Here is a 19,022-nt window from a genome sequence, read left to right as displayed (position 1 = left end):
ATTCAACCGAGTTTGGCTTTCAGCAGCGCATTGACCTGCGCCGGGTTGGCCTTGCCCTGGCTGGCCTTCATGACCTGACCGACCAGCGCGTTGAAGGCCTTGTCCTTGCCGGCGCGGTATTCGTCGATGTTCTTCTGGTTCGTGGCCAGAACGCCATCGATGATCTTTTCGAGCGCGCCGGTGTCGCTCATTTGCTTCAAGCCTTTGGCGTCGATCACGCTGTCGACGTCCTGGCCCTCACCGGTCCACAGCGCGTCGAACACCTGCCGCGCAGCGTTGTTCGAGATCGTGCCGTCGCTGATGCGCGCGATGAGCTTCGCGAGCTGCGCCGCGCCGACCGGGGCTTCGGCAATGCCGATGTCCTGCAGGTTCAGGCGGCGCGCGATCTCGCCGGTGATCCAGTTGCTCGCGAGCTTGGGCGCGGCGCCGGCACTCACCGCGTCGTCGAAGTAGCGCGCGAGCGCAGGGCTTTGCGTGAGCTGCGTTGCGTCGTATTCCGACAGGCCGTGCTGCTGCACATAGCGATCGGCCATGGCGCGCGGAAGCTCGGGCATCTCGGCGCGGACGCGTTCGATCCACTCGGCGGCAATGGCCAGTGGCGGGAGGTCCGGGTCGGGGAAGTAGCGATAGTCGGCCGCATCTTCCTTGGTGCGCATCGCACGTGTTTCGCCGGTGTCGGGGTCGAACAGCACCGTGGCCTGCTGGATCGCGCGGCCTTCCTCCAGTTCGTCGATCTGCCAGCGGATCTCGAAATCGATCGCCTGCTGCATGAACTTGAAGCTGTTCAGGTTCTTGATCTCGCGCCGGGTGCCCAGCGGCTCGCCGGGCCTGCGCACCGACACGTTGGCGTCGCAGCGGAAGCTGCCTTCCTGCATGTTGCCGTCGCAGATGCCAATCCAGGTCACGATCTTGTGCAGCTCGCGTGCGTAGGCCACGGCCTCGGCGGTGGAGCGCATGTCCGGCTCGGTCACGATCTCGAGCAGCGGCGTGCCGGCGCGGTTCAGGTCGATGCCCGACTGCCCGATGAAATCTTCGTGCAGCGATTTGCCGGCGTCTTCTTCGAGATGCGCGCGCACGAGGCGCACCGTCTTCTTGTCTTCGCCGAGGAAGAAGCTCACCGAGCCGCCCTGCACGACGGGGATTTCGTACTGGCTGATCTGGTAGCCCTTCGGCAGGTCGGGGTAGAAGTAGTTCTTGCGCGCAAACACGCTGCGCGGCGCGATGTGCGAGCCGAGTGCGAGGCCCAGCTTGATCGCGCGTTCGACCGCTCCCTTGTTCATCACCGGCAGCGTGCCGGGCAGCGCGAGATCCACGGCGCTCGCCTGCGTGTTCGGCTCGGCGCCGAAGGCGGTCGAGGCGCGGCTGAAGATCTTGGATGCGGTGGAAAGCTGCGCGTGCGTCTCGAAGCCGATGATGACTTCATACCCACGCACGAGCGGGCCCGTCGGGCGTCCGCTCTGTGCGGCTTCAAAAGTGTTGGTTTCGCTCATGTCAGTTCTTCGCCATCAAAAGCCAGCCGGCGTCCGCTGGTGCCAGTCGGTGGCTTGCTGGAAGCGGTGCGCGGCGTTGAGCAGGCGCGATTCGTCGCAGTAGTTGCCGAGCAACTGGAGGCCCACCGGCATGCCGCCGTCGAAGCCCGCCGGAATGCTCATGCCGGGCAGGCCCGCAAGCGATCCGGGCAGCGTGAAGATGTCGGCGAGGTAGTCGGCCACCGGGTCATCGCCGTGCTCGCCGAGCTTCCAGGCAACCGTCGGCGCGGCCGGGCCGGCGATCAGGTCGCATTGCTTGAACGCCTGCTGGAAGTCGTCCGCGATCATGCGACGCACCTTCTGCGCCTGCAGGTAGTAGGCGTCGTAGTAGCCATGCGAGAGCACGTACGTGCCGATCATGATGCGGCGCTTGACCTCGTCGCCGAAGCCCTCTTCGCGCGTCTTGGCGTACATGTCGGCGAGGTCGCGGTAGTCCTTCGCGCGATGGCCGAACTTGACGCCGTCGAAGCGGCTCAGATTGCTCGATGCCTCGGCGGCCGCAATGATGTAGTAGACCGGGATCGACAGCTCGGTGCGCGGCAGCGTGATCTCGACGCGGCGGGCGCCGAGCTTTTCGTATTCGGCCAGTGCCGCTTCGACCACCGCCCGAACGCCAGGCGCGACGCCGTCACCCAGGAATTCCTTCGGCACGCCGATGCGCAGGCCTTCGAGCGAATCGCCGAGGCGGCGGGAGAAGTCTTCGGCAGGGCGGTCGAGCGACGTCGAATCGCGGTCCGGATCGGGGCCGCACATGGCGGACAGCAGCAGGGCGCAGTCTTCTGCCGAGTGAGCCATTGGCCCGGCCTGATCGAGGCTCGACGCGAAGGCGACCATGCCGTAACGCGATGCGCGGCCGTAAGTCGGCTTGATGCCGGTCACGCCGCAGAACGAGGCGGGCTGGCGAATCGATCCGCCCGTATCGGTGCCAGTGGCGGCGGGCGCAAGGCGCGCGGCCACCGCAGCGGCGCTGCCGCCCGACGAGCCACCGGGGATGCGGTCGCGATCCCACGGATTGCGAACCGGCACTGCCTTGTCGAAGCCGACTGCAGGAACGGCGACGTTCTCGTTGGACGAGCCCATCGCGAACTCGTCGCAGCTCAGCTTGCCGAGGGTCACCGCACCGGCCTCGGCGAGGCGGCGGACCACGGTGGCGTCGAAGGGCGAGCGATAGCCTTCCAGAATTTGCGAGCCGGCACTGGTCGGCAGGCCGGTGGTGACAAAGATGTCCTTGTGGGCGATCGGCACGCCCGTCAACGCCGCGGCGTTGCCGGCGGCGAGCTTCTCGTCGGCCGCGCGGGCCTGGGCCAAGGTCAGATCCTCGTCGACCGCTACAAAGGCGCCGAGGTCCTTGTGCTGACCGATCCGATCGAGCTGGTGCCGGGCGGCTTCGACGGCCGAAACCTTGCGCTCGCGCAGCGCCTTGGCGAGTTCGGCCACGCCCATCTGATGGATTGCCGCGCTCATTCGATCACCTTCGGAACCAGGAACAGGCCGTTTTCGACGGCGGGAGCGCTGCGTTGATTTGCTTCGCGGTTATTGGGTTCGCTGACGACGTCTTCGGCGAGGCGAAGCGTCACGTCCTGGATCGTGGCGACCGGGTGGGCGAGCGGCTCGACACCGGTGGTGTCGACGGCACGCATGCGCTCGACGAGGTCGAAGAAGCCGTTGATCTGGCCACGCAGGCGATCGCTTTCCTCGGGTGCCAGCTGAAGCCGGGCGAGCGACGCGATGCGCGCAATATCTGAAGCGGTGAGGGACATCGGAAAAGGAGACTTGTCGACCGTGAAAACGCGGGGCGTTGCACCTCAAAAGGTGCATGTAAACGCTGGAGCGTCAAGGGATTCGGTTATTATCCCGCCTTTGCCGCAACCCCCGCGAACGCGCCGGCATTTGCCGCAAAAACGTTTCAATCCACCCCTGTCAAACGACCCAGCAAGAGGGCGACGGCCTGCCGACGCGCATGCCGTGCTCCAGAGGATTCCACAATGTTCGGAGCTTTTCGTCGGTACTTCTCTACCGACCTCGCGATCGACCTCGGCACCGCCAACACACTCATCTTTGCTCGCAACAAGGGCATCGTCCTGGACGAGCCGTCGGTCGTCGCCATCCGGCACGAGGGCGGCCCCCACGGAAAGAAGGTGATCCAGGCCGTCGGCCGCGAAGCCAAGGCCATGCTCGGCAAGGTGCCCGGCAACATCGAAGCCATCCGCCCGATGAAGGACGGCGTGATTGCCGACTTCGTGATCACCGAGCAGATGATCAAGCAGTTCATCAAGATGGTTCATCCGCGGTCGCTGCTCACGCCGAGCCCGCGCATCATCATCTGCGTGCCCTGCGGTTCGACCCAGGTTGAGCGCCGCGCGATCAAGGACGCCGCTGAAGCAGCCGGTGCGACGTCGGTCTACCTCATCGAAGAACCCATGGCCGCCGCGATCGGCGCCGGCCTGCCGGTCTCCGAAGCCAGCGGCTCGATGGTCGTCGACATCGGCGGCGGCACCACCGAAGTGGGCGTGATCTCGCTCGGCGGTATGGTCTACAAGGGCAGCGTCCGCGTCGGCGGCGACCGCTTCGACGAGGCCATCATCAATTACATCCGCCGCAACTACGGCATGCTGATCGGCGAGCCGACGGCGGAAGTCATCAAGAAGAGCATCGGCTCGGCATTCCCTGGCTCCGAAGTCAAGGAAATGGAAGTCAAGGGCCGCAACCTCAGCGAAGGCGTGCCGCGCAGCTTCACCATCAGCAGCAACGAAGTGCTGGAAGCGCTGACCGATCCCCTGAACAACATCGTTTCCGCCGTCAAGAACGCGCTGGAACAAACGCCGCCTGAACTCGGTGCCGATATCGCCGAGCGCGGCATGATGCTCACCGGCGGCGGTGCATTGCTGCGTGACCTTGACCGCTTGCTCGCCGAAGAGACCGGCCTGCCAGTGCTCGTGGCCGAAGACCCGCTGACCTGTGTGGTCCGCGGCTGCGGTATTGCCCTCGAGCGCATGGACCGGCTCGGGAGCATCTTCACGAGCGAATAATGCGCTTGATGCGCAAATGGCCGGCCCGCGTTTGCGCAGGGCCGGCTTTTTCAATTTAAAGTCCCCTCCGCCATGCCGCTCGGCACGCTCGATCGCACTGCGCCACCCCTGTTCAACCAGGGTCCATCGGCGCTTAGCAAGCTGATCTTTTTCAGCGCGCTCGCGCTGTTCCTGATGGTGGCCGATGCGCGCCTCAACATCGTGCAGCCGGTCCGCACGGCGGTCGGTGCGGTGCTTTACCCGATCCAGTGGCTGGCGCTGAAACCCGTTCAGCTGGTGATGGGCGGTAGCCGATACCTCGAAGACCTGCAGGTCGCGCAGGCCAATGAGGCCGAGGCGCGCAAGGCCTTGGCGCTGCAGTCGGAACGTGCCAGCCAGGCCGACCTGCTGGCCCAGGAAAACGCGCGACTCCGCACGATGCTGGAACTGCGCCAAGTCACGCAGACGCCAGGCCGGGTCGCCGAGGTGCTCTACGACACGGCGGATCCGTACACCCGCAAGGTGGTGATCGACCAGGGCCTGACGCACGGCATCGCTCCAGGGTCGCCGGTGATCGACGAGAACGGCGTGCTCGGGCAGGTCACACAGGTGCAACCTTTCACGAGCGAAATCACGCTGGTGATCGACCGCGATCTCGCCATCCCCGTTCAGAACACCCGGACCGGTGCGCGCAGCGTGGCTTTCGGCGACGCCAGCGCCCATGGTGGCGGGCTGGAGCTGCGCTTCATGGGCGCCAATTCAGATGTCCAGGAAGGCGATGTGCTGACTACCAGCGGCGTCGACGGGGTTTATCCGGCGGGGCTGCCGGTCGCGAAGATCGACCGCATCGAGCGTCGCGCCGACTCGGCCTTCGCCCGCATCCACTTGACGCCGATGGGGCACGTGAATTCCGCGCGGTACGTACTGGTGCTGGCACCGACCGGCACGCCGCCGGTGCCGAAACCCGCTCCTGCCGCGCCGGCAGCGAGCACCTCGACTAAGAAAAAGGGCGACAAGTCCGATAAGGCGGGCGTCAAGTCCGACAAGTCCGATAAGTCGGACAAGGCCGCCGCAAAGGCCGACAGCAAGTCTGAAAAGTCCGAGAAAACAGACAAGGCGGAGAAGACAGACAAGGCGGCCGACAAGAAGGAGAAGCGCGCGCCATGATCATGCGTCCCGGCCAGCAGCAACTCCTGTTGCCCGTCAGCCCGCTATTCATGTGGGCCAGCTTGATCGTCGCCCTGTTGATCAACATGGTGCCGATCGGCAGGGCTGCCTGGACGCCTGATCTGCTGGCGCTGGTGATCGTCTTCTGGAGCGTGCACCAGCCGGCGCGCATCGGCATCGGCGCTGCTTTCGTCTTCGGTCTGCTGATGGACGTGCACCAGGCCTCGATGCTCGGGCAGCACGCGCTGTCGTACACGACGCTCGGCTTCTTCGCGATCATGATCCACCGCCGCCTGCTGTGGTTTTCGGTCGCTTCGCAGGCGCTGCAGGTGCTTCCGCTGTTCGCGGTGTCGCATCTGATCGAACTCGCGATCCGCATGATCGGCGGCGGCGTGTTCCCGGGTTGGACGCTGCTCATCGCGCCCTTGATCGAGGCAGCGCTTTGGCCGCTGGTCAGTGTGCTTTTGTTGGCACCCCAACGCAGGGCGCCGGAACCAGACGCCAACCGGCCACTCTAGATGTTGCCCGCCCGGCCGATGGAGTTGCTGTGGTGAGTATTTGCTTTCATTGTTTGTCCCGCTAAGCTGAGCTTTCATGACCGAGATCCGTAACGTCGCTGCCGACCTGTCGCGCTTCAAGCGCCGGGTGGTCGTGATCGCGCTGGTCGTGCTGGTGGCGTTCGGGCTGCTGGCGTCGCGGCTTGTGTATCTGCAGGTCGTGCGGCACGAGGACTTGGCCGAACAGGCGGAAAGCAATCGCACGGCGGTTGTGCCGGTGGTGCCGAACCGCGGGCTCATCCTCGACCGAAACGGGATCGTGCTGGCCTCCAACTATTCGGCCTACACGCTGGAGATCACGCCGTCGAAAGCCGGGAATCTCGAGGAAACCATCGATTCCCTGTCTGAGGTCCTCGAGATCACGCCCCGCGACCGGCGCCGCTTCAAGCGGTTGCGCGAAGACTCGCGCAGCTTCGACTCGGTGCCGATCCGTACGCGCCTGAGCGACGAAGAGGTCGCCCGGTTCGCCGCGCAGCGCTATCGATTCCCAGGTGTCGAGATCAAGGCGCGACTGTTCCGCAACTACCCGAACGGCGAGTTGGCGAGCCATGTGCTCGGCTACATCGGGCGTATCAACCAGGCCGAAAAAGCGGCCATGGAAGACTGGGAAGACGAGGACCTCGCCAACTACAAGGGCACCGAGTACATCGGCAAGCTCGGCGTAGAGCAAAGCTATGAGAAGACCCTGCACGGCCTGACGGGCGTCGAGCAGATGGAAACGTCCGCGGGCGGCCGTGCGGTGCGTCGGCTCGCGGCGCATCCGGCCACGCCGGGCAACACCGTCATGCTGTCGATCGACATCAAGTTGCAGAAGCTGGTCGAGGACATGTTCGGCGATCGACGCGGCGCGCTGGTCGCGATCGATCCGAGGACAGGCGAGATCCTGGCGTTCGTAAGCAAGCCGACCTTCGACCCGAACCTGTTCGTGGAAGGCATCGACGTCGACAACTGGAAGGAACTCAGTGAGTCGATCAACAAGCCACTGCTCAATCGGGCGTTGCGCGGCACCTACCCGCCGGGCTCGACCTACAAGCCGTTCATGGCGCTGGCTGCGTTGCAAACAGGCAAGCGCGCACCGAGCGTGGTGGTCAACGATCCGGGCTACTTCAACTTCGGCGGTCACCGCTTCGGCAGCCCCGAGGGCAACATCGGCGGCGTGGACATGCGGCGCGCGATCCAGCTGTCGAGCAACATCTACTTCTATTCGCTGGCCAACGAGATGGGCGTGGACCTGATCCACGACTCGATGAAACCGCTAGGCTTCGGCCAGATCACGGGCATCGACATCGGCGGCGAAGTGCGCGGTGTGCTGCCGAGCACCGAGTGGAAGCGCAACACCTACAAGCGCGCCGAGCAGAAGAAGTGGTACGCCGGCGAAACCATTTCGCTCGGCATCGGCCAGGGCTACAACGCCTTCACGATGCTGCAGCTGGCGCACGCCACATCGATCGTGGCCAATGGGGGCATCAAGCTCAAGCCCCATCTGGGCCTCGCGATCCGCGACACCGTGACCGGCGACGTGAAGCCGATCGAGCAGGCGCCGGCACAGAACCTCAATATCCCTCCCGCGAACATCGGCGTGATCCGCGACGGTCTCGTTGCGGTGGTCAATGCCGGCACGGCGCGCGGCGTCTTCGCTGGCGCGGGTTATCAGGCGGCTGGCAAGACCGGCACGGCCCAGGCGGTGGGCATGGCGCAGAACACGAAGTACAACGCCAAGGCCCTCGAAGAGCACCAACGGGACCATGCGCTTTTCATGGCGTACGCGCCGGCCAACGACCCGAAGATCGCGGTGGCGCTCATCGTCGAAAACGCGGGCTGGGGCGCCGGCGCTGCCGCGCCGATTGCACGGCGGGTGTTCGACTACTGGCTGATGAACCAGTACCCAAGCGAGGCGGATCTGGCCGCCATCCAGCAGGGCAAGGCCGCCGCGCCGATCGGCAAGCCGCGCGTCGCGAGCGAAGTCGCATGGCCGCCGGCAGGCACGCAGGCCGCGGCGTCGACCGCGCCCTGACCCTGGTTCGCCGGCGCAGGCCGCTTTACCGCAGGAAGGCGTCGTAAGCGGTCTTCAGGATCAGCGCGCTCACCACGAAGATGAAGACCGTCCGCACAAAGCCCGCGCCATGGCGGATCGCAACGCGGGCCCCGATCACTCCACCGGCGACGTTCGCCACCGCCATCACCAGCCCGTAGTGCCACAGCACGTGGCCCTTGAGCCCGAGCAGCAGCAGGGCGCCCAGGTTGGTCATGACATTGAGCAGCTTGGCCGATGCCGCCGCGTTGAGGAAGTCGTAGCCCAGCCAGCGGACGAACAGGAACACGAAGAAGCTGCCCGTACCGGGGCCGAAGAAGCCGTCGTACACACCGAGCGCGAAACCGATCGCTGCTGTGGCTACCAGCTCGGCCCGGCCGTGGAAGCGCGGCTCGTGGTGCTTGCCCATGTCCTTGCGCGCGAGGGTGTAGAGCAGCAGCACGATCAGGATCACCGGCAGCAGCTTGCGCAGGAAATCGCCGGGCACCACCGTCACGGCCCAGGCGCCCATCAGCGAACCGAAGAAGGCCAGCGCGGCCGCGGGCATCAGGGTGCGCCAGCGCAGGCCCACGCGGAAATGGAATTGCGCGGTGGCGGCCGCCGTGCCCCACACCGAGGCGCTTTTATTGGTGCCGAGCAGCGTCGCGGGGGCCACGCCCGGCAGCACGCTGAAAAGCGCCGGCACCAGGATCAGTCCGCCTCCCCCCACGATTGAATCAACGAATCCCGCGAACAGCGAGGCGAGGGTCAGCACGACGATTTCCATTGCGGGAATTGTCGCAGCGCGGTTTGCTATTGATTTGGTAGCGTCAAACCCATGCCCTGCGGGCGCTTCCGAACACGACACAAAAAAGAAAAGGCGCCGACCAGCGGCGCCTTGATCAAAAAAACAGCATCTCGTCCGGATGCCTTGTGTCTAGTGTTCTGGTTCTTCGAAGGTTTGTCTCCTCGGTCCCCCGCGCAGCGGGCAGGCCCGTTTGCGAGTGGCTGGACTTTATTCGGTGCACCGCCGCAGTGCATCGGGGATTACCCGCCAATCGGCCCCAATCTGCAACAACCGGCAACGCAACCCGCGCTCAACCCCGCTCAGCAGTGGCTTCGCGGACCCATGCCGCCGCCTTCTCCGCCATCATCAGCGTGGGGCTGTTGGTGTTGCCGCTGGTGATCGTAGGCATGGCGCCTGCGTCGACCACGCGCAGCCCGTCGATGCCGCGCACGCGCATGCGCGCATCAAGCACCGCCATCGGATCGTCGTCGCGGCCCATCTTCGTCGTGCCGACCGGATGGAAGATCGTGGTCGCGATATCGCCCGCGAGGCGCGCGAGTTCGTCGTCGCTCTGATACTGCGGGCCGGGCTTCCATTCCTCCGGGCTGTACCTGGCGAGCGCCGGCTGCGATGCAATGCGGCGCGTGACACGCAGCGAATCGGCGGCAACCTTGCGGTCATCGTCTGTGCTGAGATAGTTCGGGGCGATCGCGGGCGCGTCCTCAAAGCGGGGGCTCTTGATGCGTACCGTGCCCCGGCTCGTCGGGTTGAGGTTGCACACGCTGGCGGTGAACGCCGGAAAGCTGTGCAGCGGCTCGCCGAATGCATCAAGCGAAAGCGGCTGCACGTGGTATTCGAGATTGGGCCATTCATAGGCCGGCGAGCTGCGCGTGAATGCGCCGAGCTGCGAAGGCGCCATGCTCATCGGGCCGGTGCGCCGGAGCACGTATTCCATCCCGATCTTCGCCTTGCCGTAGAGCGACGACGCCAGCACGTTGAGCGTCGGCGCATCCTTGATCTTGTAGACCGCGCGGATCTGGAGATGGTCCTGCAGATTCGCACCGACGCCAGGCGCATCGCGCACCACCTGGATGCCGTGTTGTCGCAGCAGGTCTGCCGGACCGACGCCCGAGAGCTGCAGGATCTGCGGCGATCCGATGCTGCCGGCACAGAGAATCGTCTCGCGTGTGGCATGGGCGATCACCATCTCATGCCCGTCCCACACCTGCACGCCGGTGCAGCGGTGGCTGCCGTCGGCGTGCGAGTCAAAGATCAGGCGCGAGACCTGCGCACCAGTCCAGAGCTCGAAGTTCGGGCGGCCATAGCAGGTCGGCCGCAGGAAGGCCTTGGCGGTGTTCCAGCGCCATCCATCCTTCTGGTTGACCTGGAAGTAGCCCACGCCCTCGTTGCTGCCACGATTGAAATCGGTGCTGCGCGGCACGCCGGCCTGCACCGCGGCTTCGGCGAAGGCGTCGAGGATGTCCCAGCGCAGCCGTTGCTTTTCGACGCGCCATTCGCCGCCGGCGCCGTGGAGTTCATCCGCGCCGAGGTAGTAGTCCTCATGCTTCTTGAAGGCCGGGAGCGCGTTCTCCCAACGCCACTCGTTGTCGCCGGTGAGCTCGGCCCACTGGTCGTAGTCGCGCGACTGGCCGCGCATGTAGATCATCCCGTTGATGCTCGACGAGCCGCCGAGCGTCTTGCCGCGCGGATAGCGCAGGCTGCGGCCGTTGAGGCCGGCGTCCGGTTCTGTGTTGTAGAGCCAGTCGGTGCGCGGGTTGCCGATGCAGTAGAGATAGCCGACCGGGATGTGGATCCAGTAGTAGTCGTCCTTGCGGCCGGCTTCGATGAGCAGCACGCGCATCCGCTTGTCCGCGCTCAGGCGATTGGCCATGAGCGACCCGGCGGTGCCGCCGCCAATCACGATGTAGTCGAAGGTTGTGTCGGTCATGCGCTGCTTGTCTCTCGTTGTTCTAAGTCGTAGCTCGTATCCGGCTTCGATGCCGGCGGACCTTCACTTCGCTGTTGGCATGACAAATTCAGCGCCCTTGCCGATGCTCTCGGGCCAGCGCTGCATGATCGACTTCTGCTTGGTATAGAAGCGCACGCCTTCTTCGCCATACGCATGCATGTCGCCGAAGAGCGATTTCTTCCAGCCGCCGAAACCATGCCAGGCCATTGGCACCGGGATCGGCACATTGATGCCGACCATGCCCACCTGCACGCGCCGCGAGAACTCGCGCGCCACGTTGCCGTCGCGCGTGAAGCACGAGACGCCGTTGCCGAACTCGTGCGCGTTGATCAGGTCAACCGCTTCCTTCAGGTCGTGTACGCGCACGCACGACAGCACCGGACCGAAGATCTCTTCCTTGTAGATGCGCATATCCGGGGTCACGTTGTCGAACAACGTGCCGCCCATCCAGAAGCCGTTGTCGCAGCCTTCGCCGGCCGCTTTGCCTTCGAATCCTCGGCCGTCGACCACCAGCTTCGCGCCTTCCTTCTCGCCCTGCGCGATGTAGCCGGTGATGCGCTCGTGCGCGGCGCGCGTGACGATCGGGCCCATCTCCGCGTCGAGCTCGGTGCCGTTCTTGACCTTGAGCGTCTTCGCGCGTTCGGCCAGCAGCGGCATGACCTTGTCGGCCACGTCACCCACCATCACCGCCACGCTGATCGCCATGCAACGCTCGCCGGCCGAGCCGTAGCCGGAGCCGATCAGCGCATCGACCGTCTGCTCGATGTCCGCGTCGGGCATCACCACCATGTGGTTCTTCGCGCCGCCGAGCGCCTGGACGCGCTTTCCGTGGCGCGCACCGGTCTCGTAGATGTAGTTGGCGATCGGCGTCGAGCCGACGAAGCTGATCGCCTGGACGTCCGGATGCACCAGCAGCGCGTCGACCGCTTCCTTGTCGCCCTGGACGACGTTGAACACGCCGTCGGGCAAGCCGGCTTCCTTCAGCAGCTCGGCAATGCGCAGCGACGGGCTCGGGTCGAGGGGGCTCGGCTTCAGGATGAAGCAGTTGCCGGCCGCGATCGCGACCGGGAACATCCACATCGGCACCATGACCGGGAAATTGAATGGCGTGATGCCCGCCACCACGCCGAGCGGCTGGCGCATCGTCCAGTTGTCGATGCCCGTCGATACCTGGTCGGTGTAGTCGCCCTTCAGAAGCTGGGGAATTCCGCAGGCGAATTCGACGATGTCGATGCCGCGCGTGACTTCGCCCTGTGCGTCGGTGAAAACCTTGCCGTGCTCGGCGGTGATGAGGTGGGCCAGTTCGTCGCGGTGCTTGTTGAGCAGTTCCAGGAACTTGAACATCACGCGCGCCCGCCGGATCGGCGGCGTGTCGGCCCAGGCAGGAAACGCCGCGCGCGCAGCAGCCACTGCCGCATCGACGTCAGCACGGTCGGCCAGCGCAACGCTGCCGGTCGCCGCGCCGGTCGCGGGGTTGAACACGTCCTGGCTGCGAGAGGAATTCGGAGCGGCGACGCGGCCGCCGATGTAATGATGGATCGGTGTCTTACTCATCTGCATGGCGTTCTCCTGCCGACGACACGGCCGGCTGATGGCGGAATGGATCGGGATTCGGTCGCCGATTGTGGCAAACGCTTGAGCGATGCGCGACCGCCCCGTGTGTCGTGCGCGTTCGCCCCGAGGGTTTGCACGGACGCACCCGGTTACGATGCTGCGTTCGTTTGCCGACACCCGATCCGCCTGCATGTCCGTCAACCCTTCGTCCATCACCGCGCAGGAAGCCGAGAGCGATCATCCTCGTGTGGAAGAGCGCCAGCAGGAGGGCGGAACCTGGGCCATCGCAACCGGCCGGTGGACGGCGCTGGCGATCTCCTCGCGGCGCACGTGGGAGGCGCTGTCCAGCAACCTCGACGGCGTGCCGCCCAGCGAGGACCGCGCGTGGGACCTGCGCCCGATCGAGCAGCTCGATCACATCGGCGCGCAGCTCCTGTGGAACCACTGGGGTCACGCCTGGCCCGCCCGCATCGAAATGGACTCGCAGCACAAGGCAGTGCTCGATCAGGTCGCTCTCTATACCTGCGTGGCGCCGGCCGAAACCTGGCCGACGCTCGCGGACCGGTTCAGGGCCTTCGCGCACAACGGGCCGCGCATGATGTTCGTCGCGCGCGACTTCCTGGGGCTCATCGGCCAGCTCACGCTGGACGTCGGCAAGCTGCTGCGCGCACCGCACCGCGCGCCGTGGCGCGACTTCTCGGGGCAGATCTATCACTTCGGCACCACCGCATTGCCGATCACGGCGCTGGTCGGGCTGCTGATCGGCGTGGTGCTGGCCTACCTGACCTCGCAGCAACTGCGGCAGTACGGGGCGGAAACCTTCATCGTCAACATCCTGGGCCTGTCGCTGATCCGCGAGCTCGGCCCGGTGCTTGCGGCGGTGCTGATCGCGGGGCGGTCCGGTTCGGCGATCACTGCGCAAATCGGCGTAATGCGCGTGACCGAGGAGCTCGACGCGATGCGCGTGATGGGCATCCCGCACGGCTTCCGGCTCGTGATGCCGCGCGTGCTGGCCCTGGCGATCGCGATGCCGCTGATCAGCATGTGGACCTCGATGGCGGCGCTCTTCGGCGGGATGATCGCGGCCGACCTCGCGCTCGACATCTCGCCGTCGTACTTCATGTCGGCGCTGCCGCGCGCGGTGCCGATGGCGAACCTCTGGCTCGCCATGTCGAAGTCGGCGGTGTTCGGCGTGCTGATCGCGCTCATCGCCTGCTATTTCGGCCTCAAGGTCAAGCCCAACACCGAGAGCCTCGGGCGCGGGACCACGTCGTCGGTGGTGACCTCGATCACCGTCGTGATCCTGGTCGACGCGCTCTTCGCCGTGCTGTTCAAAGGGGTGGGGTTCCGCTGATGACCGACGTGCCGAACAACGTCCAGCCACTGGTCGAGATCCGCAAGCTCTGGACGGTCTTCAAGACGCCGGACGGCCCGCAGGTCGTGCATCGCGATCTCGACCTGTCGATCCGGCGCGGCGAGGTGCTGTCGCTGGTCGGCGGCTCGGGCACCGGCAAGACGGTGCTGCTGCGCCAGATCCTCGGGCTGGAGCACCCGTCCAAGGGCACGGTCACGGTGCTCGGCCGGCCACCCGGCCAGTTCAGCGTGAAGGGCGCGGCCAACGTCGGCATGCTGTTCCAGCATGGCGCGCTGTTCTCGGCCTTCAACGTGCTCGACAACGTCGCGTTCCCGCTGCGCGAGCTCAAGGTGCTGCCGGACGAACTCATCCGCGACGCCGCGCTGGTCAAGCTGCAGATGGTCGGCCTCGATCCCAAGCAGGCGACCAAGAGCCCGGCCGACCTCTCGGGCGGGATGATCAAGCGCGTGGCGCTCGCGCGCGCGCTCATCATGGATCCGCCGCTGCTACTGCTCGACGAGCCCACCGCCGGGCTCGATCCCGAGGGCGCCGACGGCTTCTGCGACCTCCTGCGCGGACTGCATCGCGAGCTCGGGCTCACGGTGGTGATGGTCACGCACGACCTCGACACGCTGTTCGACCTGAGCACGCGCATCGCGGTGCTGGCCGACCAGCGGGTGATCGTCGCGGGCACGGCGCGCGACGTCATCGCCTATCCGCATCCCTTCATCCACGAATACTTTCTCGGCGGCCGCGGGCAGCGCGCCATGGAGGCACTCCATGACGGCTCCGTCCCCGCGGCCCTCGCCGGACCGGCCGACACGGCGTCGGCCCCCCACAACGAAAGGTAGCTGCCATGGAAAACAAAGCCCATGCAATGGCCGCCGGTGTCTTCGTCCTCGGCCTGGTCGCCGTGCTCGTCGCGCTGGTCGTCTGGCTCACGCGCGACGATACGGTGCGCAACATCTACGAGCTGTCCACGCGCGATCCGGTGAGTGGCCTCCAGCCGCAGGCGATGGTGCGCTATCGCGGCATCGCGGTCGGCAAGGTCGCGTCGATCGACTTCGATCCGAAAGTCAAGGGCAATGTGCGCGTGCGCATCACGGTCGACGAACGCGTGCCGCTCACCACCTCGACCTTCGCGACGCTGAGCTACCAGGGCGTGACCGGGCTGGCCTTCATTGCGCTGGACGACAAGGGTGAATCGCAGGTGGCGCTCACGCCCGACAACCAGAACCCCCCGCGCATTCCGCTCAAGCCGTCTCTGCTATCGCAGCTGCAGGATCGCGGCGAGGCGATCATCGGCCGCGTCGAGGAAGCGACAAAGCGCATCAACACGCTTCTGGCCGAGGACAACCAGAAGCGCATCGCCGATACGCTGGAGAACATCTCGCAGGCGGCCGCGAGCGCCAACCAGCTCACGAAGTCGCTGGAGACCAACCTCAGTCCCACGCTCAAGGCGCTGCCGCAGTTGGTGGATCGCACGAAGGAGACCATGGTCTCGGTCAAGGGCGCGGCTGGCGACGTGTCGCGCGTGGCGAAGAACCTCAACAACACCGTGGTGCGGCTCAACGCGCAGGACGGCCCGATCGACCGGCTCGGCGATGGCACCAAGTCGCTGTCGCAGGCGGTGGAGTCCTTCAACAACGCCACGCTGCCGCGCCTGAACCGCGTTGCCGACGACACCTCTCGCGCGGTCCGGCGCCTCGGTCGCGCGGCCGACAACATCAACGACAACCCCCAATCGCTGCTGTTCGGCAGCGGCGGTGTGGTCGCCGGCCCGGGCGAACCGGGCTTTGCGTCGCCCGCCGCATCCTCCGCGCAGCCCTGAGACCATGACCATGAAGACGCATGAACCGCTGAAGATCGCCGCCGTCGTCGGCGCCTTGTTCGCGACGCTCCTGATGGCGGGCTGCGGCGCGCTGCCTGACAAGCCCACACGTTCGACGCTCTACGATTTCGGGCCGGGGCCGGCAACCGCGCCCGCGCGCGCCGCGACCCCCGCGCTTCAGCCGCTGGCGCTGGCCGACATCGAGGCGAACACCCGGCTCGACGGCACGCAGATGCTCTACCGGCTCGGCTATGCCGATGCGAACGAGGTCAGGCCGTACGGCCAATCGCGCTGGAGCCAAGCGCCAGCCCAACTGCTGCGACAGCGCTTGCGCGAGGCGCTCGCTGCCACGCGTCCGGTGCTCGGGCCGGAGGAGAGCGCCACCATCGCCCGCACCGAAGGGCGCGTGCCCGACACGCTGCGCGTCACGCTGGAGGAGTTCAGCCACTTCTTCGAATCGCCTTCGACCAGCGTGGGCTTGATCCGCGTGAATGCCACCCTGATCCGCACCGCGCCGGGTGGCGATCGTGTGCTGGCGCAGCGCAGCTTCACTGCGCAGAAGCCGGCGCCGAGCAACGACGCGCCGGGCGGCGTGAAGGCGCTTGCGGCCGCGAGCGATGCCGTGGTCGCCGACATCGTGACCTGGGTCAGCCAGCCGCGCTGAGGGCTGCAACACCGGGCTGCGGCATGCGACGCATTGGCGTCATCTCGGACACGCACAACCTGCTGAGGCCGGAAGCTTCGGCGTTCCTGCGCGGATGCGATCAAATCATTCACGGCGGCGACATCTGCGAGCAGCGCATCCTCGACGAGCTTGCCGCGATCGCGCCCCTGACTGTTGTTCGCGGCAACAACGACATGGGCGCGTGGGCGCGGGACATCCCGGAAACGGCGTTGTTCGACCTCCATGGCGTCCGCTTCTACGCGATCCACAACCTCGCGGAATTGCCCATCGATCCCGTCGCTGCCGGCGTGCGTGTGGTGGTCTCCGGGCATTCGCACCGTCCGCTGGCGCAGGAGTGCGATGGCGTCCTCTATGTCAATCCCGGCAGCGCCGGGCCGAGGCGCTTCAAGCTGCCGATTTCCGCCGCCGAGCTGCTGCTCGATGGCGGGGCGATCACGCCGCGAATCGTCGAATTGGTCGCGCGCTAGCTCCGCGCATCACGCCGCACGATGCAGCACCGGGAATAGCGTGCCGAGCCCGGCCGCCATCACTTCCACCGCCAGTGCCGCGAGGATCAGGCCCATCAGTCGCGTCATCACGTTGATGCCGGTCTTGCCGAGCACGCGCGAGATCGGCTCGGCGAGCGAGAAGGTCACGCCGGTGGCCAGCCCGATCACCACGCCGTAGCCGACCAGCACCGCCAGCTCCCAGTAGTGCTGCGCCCGGTCTGCAAAGATGACCACCGTCGACATCGTGGCCGGCCCGGTCAGGAGCGGGATGGTCAGCGGCACCACTGCGATCGAGGCACCGAGCGACGCCTTCACCTCGGTCGCGCGGATCTCCTCGCTGGTGGTCTTTGATTCGGCGGGCTGCGCATTGAGCATGGAGAGCGAGCTCATCAGCAGCAACATGCCGCCGCCGACCTGGAAGCTCGCGATCGAGATGCCGAAGAACGCCAGCAACTGCAGCCCCAGCAATGCGCTCACCGCGATGACGACGAACGCGCTGAAGGCCGACACCCAGGCCGTGCGCTTGCGCTGAAGATCGGTACAGCCCTGCGTGTAGTGGATGAAGAAGGGGACGATCGCCAGCGGATTCACGATGGCAAGCAGCGTGATCAGCGGCTTGATCAGGTCCATCGTCGGCGTGGCCATCTAGCGTCCGCCTGTCACGTCGAGCGAGGTGCCCGTCACGTAGCTCGCTTCATCCGACAGCAGCCAGACGATGCCCTGCGCCACTTCCTCGGCGCTGCCGGTGCGCTTCATCGGCACCGTCGGCGCGAGCTGGAAGGCGCGGTCCGGCATGCCGCCCGAGGCGTGGATCTCGGTGTCGATCAAGCCAGGTCGCACTGCATTGACGCGGATGCCTTCGTCCGCGACCTCTTTCGCGAGCCCGATGGTGAAACTCTCGATGGCGCCCTTGCTCGCCGCGTAATCGACGTACTGCCCCGGCGAGCCGAGCCGCGCGGCCGCGCTGGAAAGATTGACGATCGCACCGCCTTCGCCGCCGTGCTTCGTGCTCATGCGCCGCACTGCTTCGCGTGCGCAGACGAAGCTGCCGATGATGTTGATGCGCATCATGCGTTCGAGTCGCGCGACGCTCATCTCGTCGACGCGCGACTGCACGTCGACGATGCCGGCGTTGTTCACCAGTGCGGTGAGGCGGCCGAGCTTGGCATCGACCTTGTCGAACATGGCAAGCACCTGCGCTTCGTCACCCACGTCGGCCTGCACGGTGATCGCGGTGCCGCCATCCGCGCGGATCGCGCGCACCACTTCATCGGCGGCGAGCGAGTTGCTCGTGTAGTTGACCGCGACCGCGTAGCCGCGCTTTGCCGCCAGCAAAGCCGTGGCGGCACCGATGCCGCGACTGCCGCCCGTGACCAAGAGCACCTTGTCCAAATCCCACCTCCTGCACAGAAGCCGTGCCTCAGTTAAAAACCCTGGGTCGGATTACATCATCGAGGAGCCTCCCGTGAGCCGCACCATCGACTACTACTTCACGCCCCAAAGCCCCTGGACCTATCTCGGCCACGCGCGTTTCGCACGCCTTGCGAAGTCCCACGGGGCTGCCGTGCGGGTGCGGCCGATCGATTTCGGCGCGGTGTTTCCGGTGTCCGGCGGACTCCCGCTGGGCAAGCGCGCACCGCAGCGGCAGGCCTACCGGCTGGTCGATTTGGCGCGCTTTTCGCAGCACCTCGACATTCCGCTGAATCCCAAGCCCAAGTTCTTTCCGGTCGCGAGCGACGATGCGGCCAAGCTCATCATTGCGGCCGATCTGCACGACGGCACCGACATCGCGATGAAACTGTGCGGTGCGATCTTCGCGGCCGTGTGGGTGCAGGAACGTAACATCGCGGACCCCAAGGTGCTGGAAGCGCTCGTCGAGGAATGCGGCCTGCCGGCGCGGCGCGTCGAGCAGTCGCTCAGCCAGACCGTCCAGGAACGCTACGAGGACTACACGCAGGAGGCCATCGACGCCAAGGTGTTCGGTGCGCCGAGCTACGTGATCGACGGCGAAATCTTCTGGGGGCAGGACCGGCTCGAATTCGTCGAGCGCGCACTCAAGCAATAACCATCAACAAAGGAGTA

18 protein-coding genes are annotated in these 19,022 nt (G+C 66.0%); 10 read left to right on the top strand and 8 right to left on the bottom strand.

Annotated elements, in window-relative coordinates; all coding sequences use genetic code 11:
* Positions 1-2 precede the first annotated feature (2 nt).
* Genes gatB through gatC form a run of 3 tightly spaced genes read right to left on the bottom strand, consistent with a single transcriptional unit; the run spans position 3 to position 3,289 of the window.
* Positions 3-1,490, bottom strand: coding sequence for an Asp-tRNA(Asn)/Glu-tRNA(Gln) amidotransferase subunit GatB (gatB, locus tag FHW64_RS33595; protein ID WP_184533743.1), 1,488 nt, complete (start codon positions 1,488-1,490; stop codon positions 3-5).
* Positions 1,491-1,505: 15 nt separating this feature from the next.
* The gene (gene gatA, locus FHW64_RS33590) at positions 1,506-2,993 is read right to left on the bottom strand and encodes an Asp-tRNA(Asn)/Glu-tRNA(Gln) amidotransferase subunit GatA (RefSeq protein ID WP_184533741.1); all 1,488 of its coding nucleotides are present in this window, start codon (positions 2,991-2,993) and stop codon (positions 1,506-1,508) included.
* The gene (gatC, locus tag FHW64_RS33585) at positions 2,990-3,289 is read right to left on the bottom strand and encodes an Asp-tRNA(Asn)/Glu-tRNA(Gln) amidotransferase subunit GatC (RefSeq protein WP_093169147.1); all 300 of its coding nucleotides are present in this window, start codon (positions 3,287-3,289) and stop codon (positions 2,990-2,992) included. The genes gatA and gatC overlap by 4 nt, the downstream gene beginning before the upstream one ends.
* 225 nt (positions 3,290-3,514) lie before the next feature.
* Here gatC and FHW64_RS33580 point away from each other — a divergent pair, with 225 nt between their 5' ends.
* The 4 genes from FHW64_RS33580 (at position 3,515) to mrdA (ending at position 8,275) form a co-directional block, all read left to right on the top strand.
* Positions 3,515-4,558, top strand: a complete 1,044-nt coding sequence (locus FHW64_RS33580; RefSeq protein ID WP_028249609.1) for a rod shape-determining protein — start codon at positions 3,515-3,517, stop codon at positions 4,556-4,558.
* Between the two features lie 72 nt (positions 4,559-4,630).
* Positions 4,631-5,704 (top strand): rod shape-determining protein MreC, encoded by a 1,074-nt coding sequence (gene mreC / locus FHW64_RS33575; RefSeq protein ID WP_184533739.1) that lies wholly within the window; start codon positions 4,631-4,633, stop codon positions 5,702-5,704.
* The gene (gene mreD / locus FHW64_RS33570) at positions 5,701-6,222 is read left to right on the top strand and encodes a rod shape-determining protein MreD (RefSeq protein WP_184533737.1); all 522 of its coding nucleotides are present in this window, start codon (positions 5,701-5,703) and stop codon (positions 6,220-6,222) included. The genes mreC and mreD overlap by 4 nt, the downstream gene beginning before the upstream one ends.
* Positions 6,223-6,298: 76 nt before the next feature.
* On the top strand, positions 6,299-8,275 hold the full coding sequence (gene mrdA / locus FHW64_RS33565; protein WP_184533735.1) for a penicillin-binding protein 2: 1,977 nt from the start codon (positions 6,299-6,301) through the stop codon (positions 8,273-8,275).
* A 25-nt stretch (positions 8,276-8,300) separates the two neighbouring features.
* Here mrdA and FHW64_RS33560 read toward each other — a convergent pair whose 3' ends face one another.
* The 3 genes from FHW64_RS33560 to FHW64_RS33550 all read right to left on the bottom strand — a co-directional run bounded on the left by FHW64_RS33560 (position 8,301) and on the right by FHW64_RS33550 (position 12,582).
* Positions 8,301-9,059 carry a TSUP family transporter gene (locus tag FHW64_RS33560; protein WP_184533733.1) on the bottom strand — a complete coding sequence of 253 codons (759 nt, stop codon included), beginning with the start codon at positions 9,057-9,059 and terminating at the stop codon, positions 8,301-8,303.
* Between the two features lie 310 nt (positions 9,060-9,369).
* Positions 9,370-11,007 (bottom strand): GMC family oxidoreductase, encoded by a 1,638-nt coding sequence (locus tag FHW64_RS33555; protein ID WP_184533731.1) that lies wholly within the window; start codon positions 11,005-11,007, stop codon positions 9,370-9,372.
* Positions 11,008-11,070: 63 nt separating this feature from the next.
* On the bottom strand, positions 11,071-12,582 hold the full coding sequence (locus FHW64_RS33550) for a CoA-acylating methylmalonate-semialdehyde dehydrogenase (protein WP_184533819.1): 1,512 nt from the start codon (positions 12,580-12,582) through the stop codon (positions 11,071-11,073).
* A gap of 190 nt (positions 12,583-12,772) precedes the next feature.
* Between FHW64_RS33550 and FHW64_RS33545 the strand changes: the two genes are divergently transcribed.
* Genes FHW64_RS33545 through FHW64_RS33525 form a run of 5 tightly spaced genes read left to right on the top strand, consistent with a single transcriptional unit; the run spans position 12,773 to position 16,919 of the window.
* On the top strand, positions 12,773-13,936 hold the full coding sequence (locus FHW64_RS33545; RefSeq protein WP_184533729.1) for an ABC transporter permease: 1,164 nt from the start codon (positions 12,773-12,775) through the stop codon (positions 13,934-13,936).
* Positions 13,936-14,787 carry an ABC transporter ATP-binding protein gene (locus FHW64_RS33540; RefSeq protein WP_184533727.1) on the top strand — a complete coding sequence of 284 codons (852 nt, stop codon included), beginning with the start codon at positions 13,936-13,938 and terminating at the stop codon, positions 14,785-14,787. Before FHW64_RS33545 ends, FHW64_RS33540 begins: the two co-directional genes overlap by 1 nt.
* A gap of 5 nt (positions 14,788-14,792) precedes the next feature.
* Positions 14,793-15,767: an MlaD family protein gene (locus FHW64_RS33535; RefSeq protein ID WP_184533725.1), complete on the top strand. Its 975-nt coding sequence runs from the start codon at positions 14,793-14,795 to the stop codon at positions 15,765-15,767.
* A gap of 10 nt (positions 15,768-15,777) precedes the next feature.
* Positions 15,778-16,431, top strand: coding sequence for a PqiC family protein (locus FHW64_RS33530; protein WP_260306557.1), 654 nt, complete (start codon positions 15,778-15,780; stop codon positions 16,429-16,431).
* 23 nt (positions 16,432-16,454) lie between these two features.
* Positions 16,455-16,919 (top strand): metallophosphoesterase family protein, encoded by a 465-nt coding sequence (locus tag FHW64_RS33525; RefSeq protein ID WP_184533722.1) that lies wholly within the window; start codon positions 16,455-16,457, stop codon positions 16,917-16,919.
* Between the two features lie 9 nt (positions 16,920-16,928).
* Here the strand turns inward: FHW64_RS33525 and FHW64_RS33520 are convergent, their stop codons facing one another.
* The gene (locus tag FHW64_RS33520; protein ID WP_184533817.1) at positions 16,929-17,570 is read right to left on the bottom strand and encodes a MarC family protein; all 642 of its coding nucleotides are present in this window, start codon (positions 17,568-17,570) and stop codon (positions 16,929-16,931) included.
* 15 nt (positions 17,571-17,585) lie between these two features.
* Positions 17,586-18,332 (bottom strand): SDR family oxidoreductase, encoded by a 747-nt coding sequence (locus FHW64_RS33515; RefSeq protein WP_184533720.1) that lies wholly within the window; start codon positions 18,330-18,332, stop codon positions 17,586-17,588.
* A gap of 73 nt (positions 18,333-18,405) precedes the next feature.
* Here FHW64_RS33515 and FHW64_RS33510 point away from each other — a divergent pair, with 73 nt between their 5' ends.
* A complete protein-coding gene (locus tag FHW64_RS33510; protein ID WP_184533718.1) occupies positions 18,406-19,005 on the top strand; it encodes a 2-hydroxychromene-2-carboxylate isomerase in 600 nt (199 codons plus the stop codon).
* Positions 19,006-19,022 lie beyond the last annotated feature (17 nt).

It is taken from the genome of Variovorax sp. Sphag1AA (genome assembly GCF_014192575.1).
Taxonomy (GTDB): Bacteria; Pseudomonadota; Gammaproteobacteria; order Burkholderiales; family Burkholderiaceae_C; genus Variovorax.
Note: the sequence above shows the minus strand (reverse complement) of the source record. Positions and strands in the feature narration are given on the sequence as shown.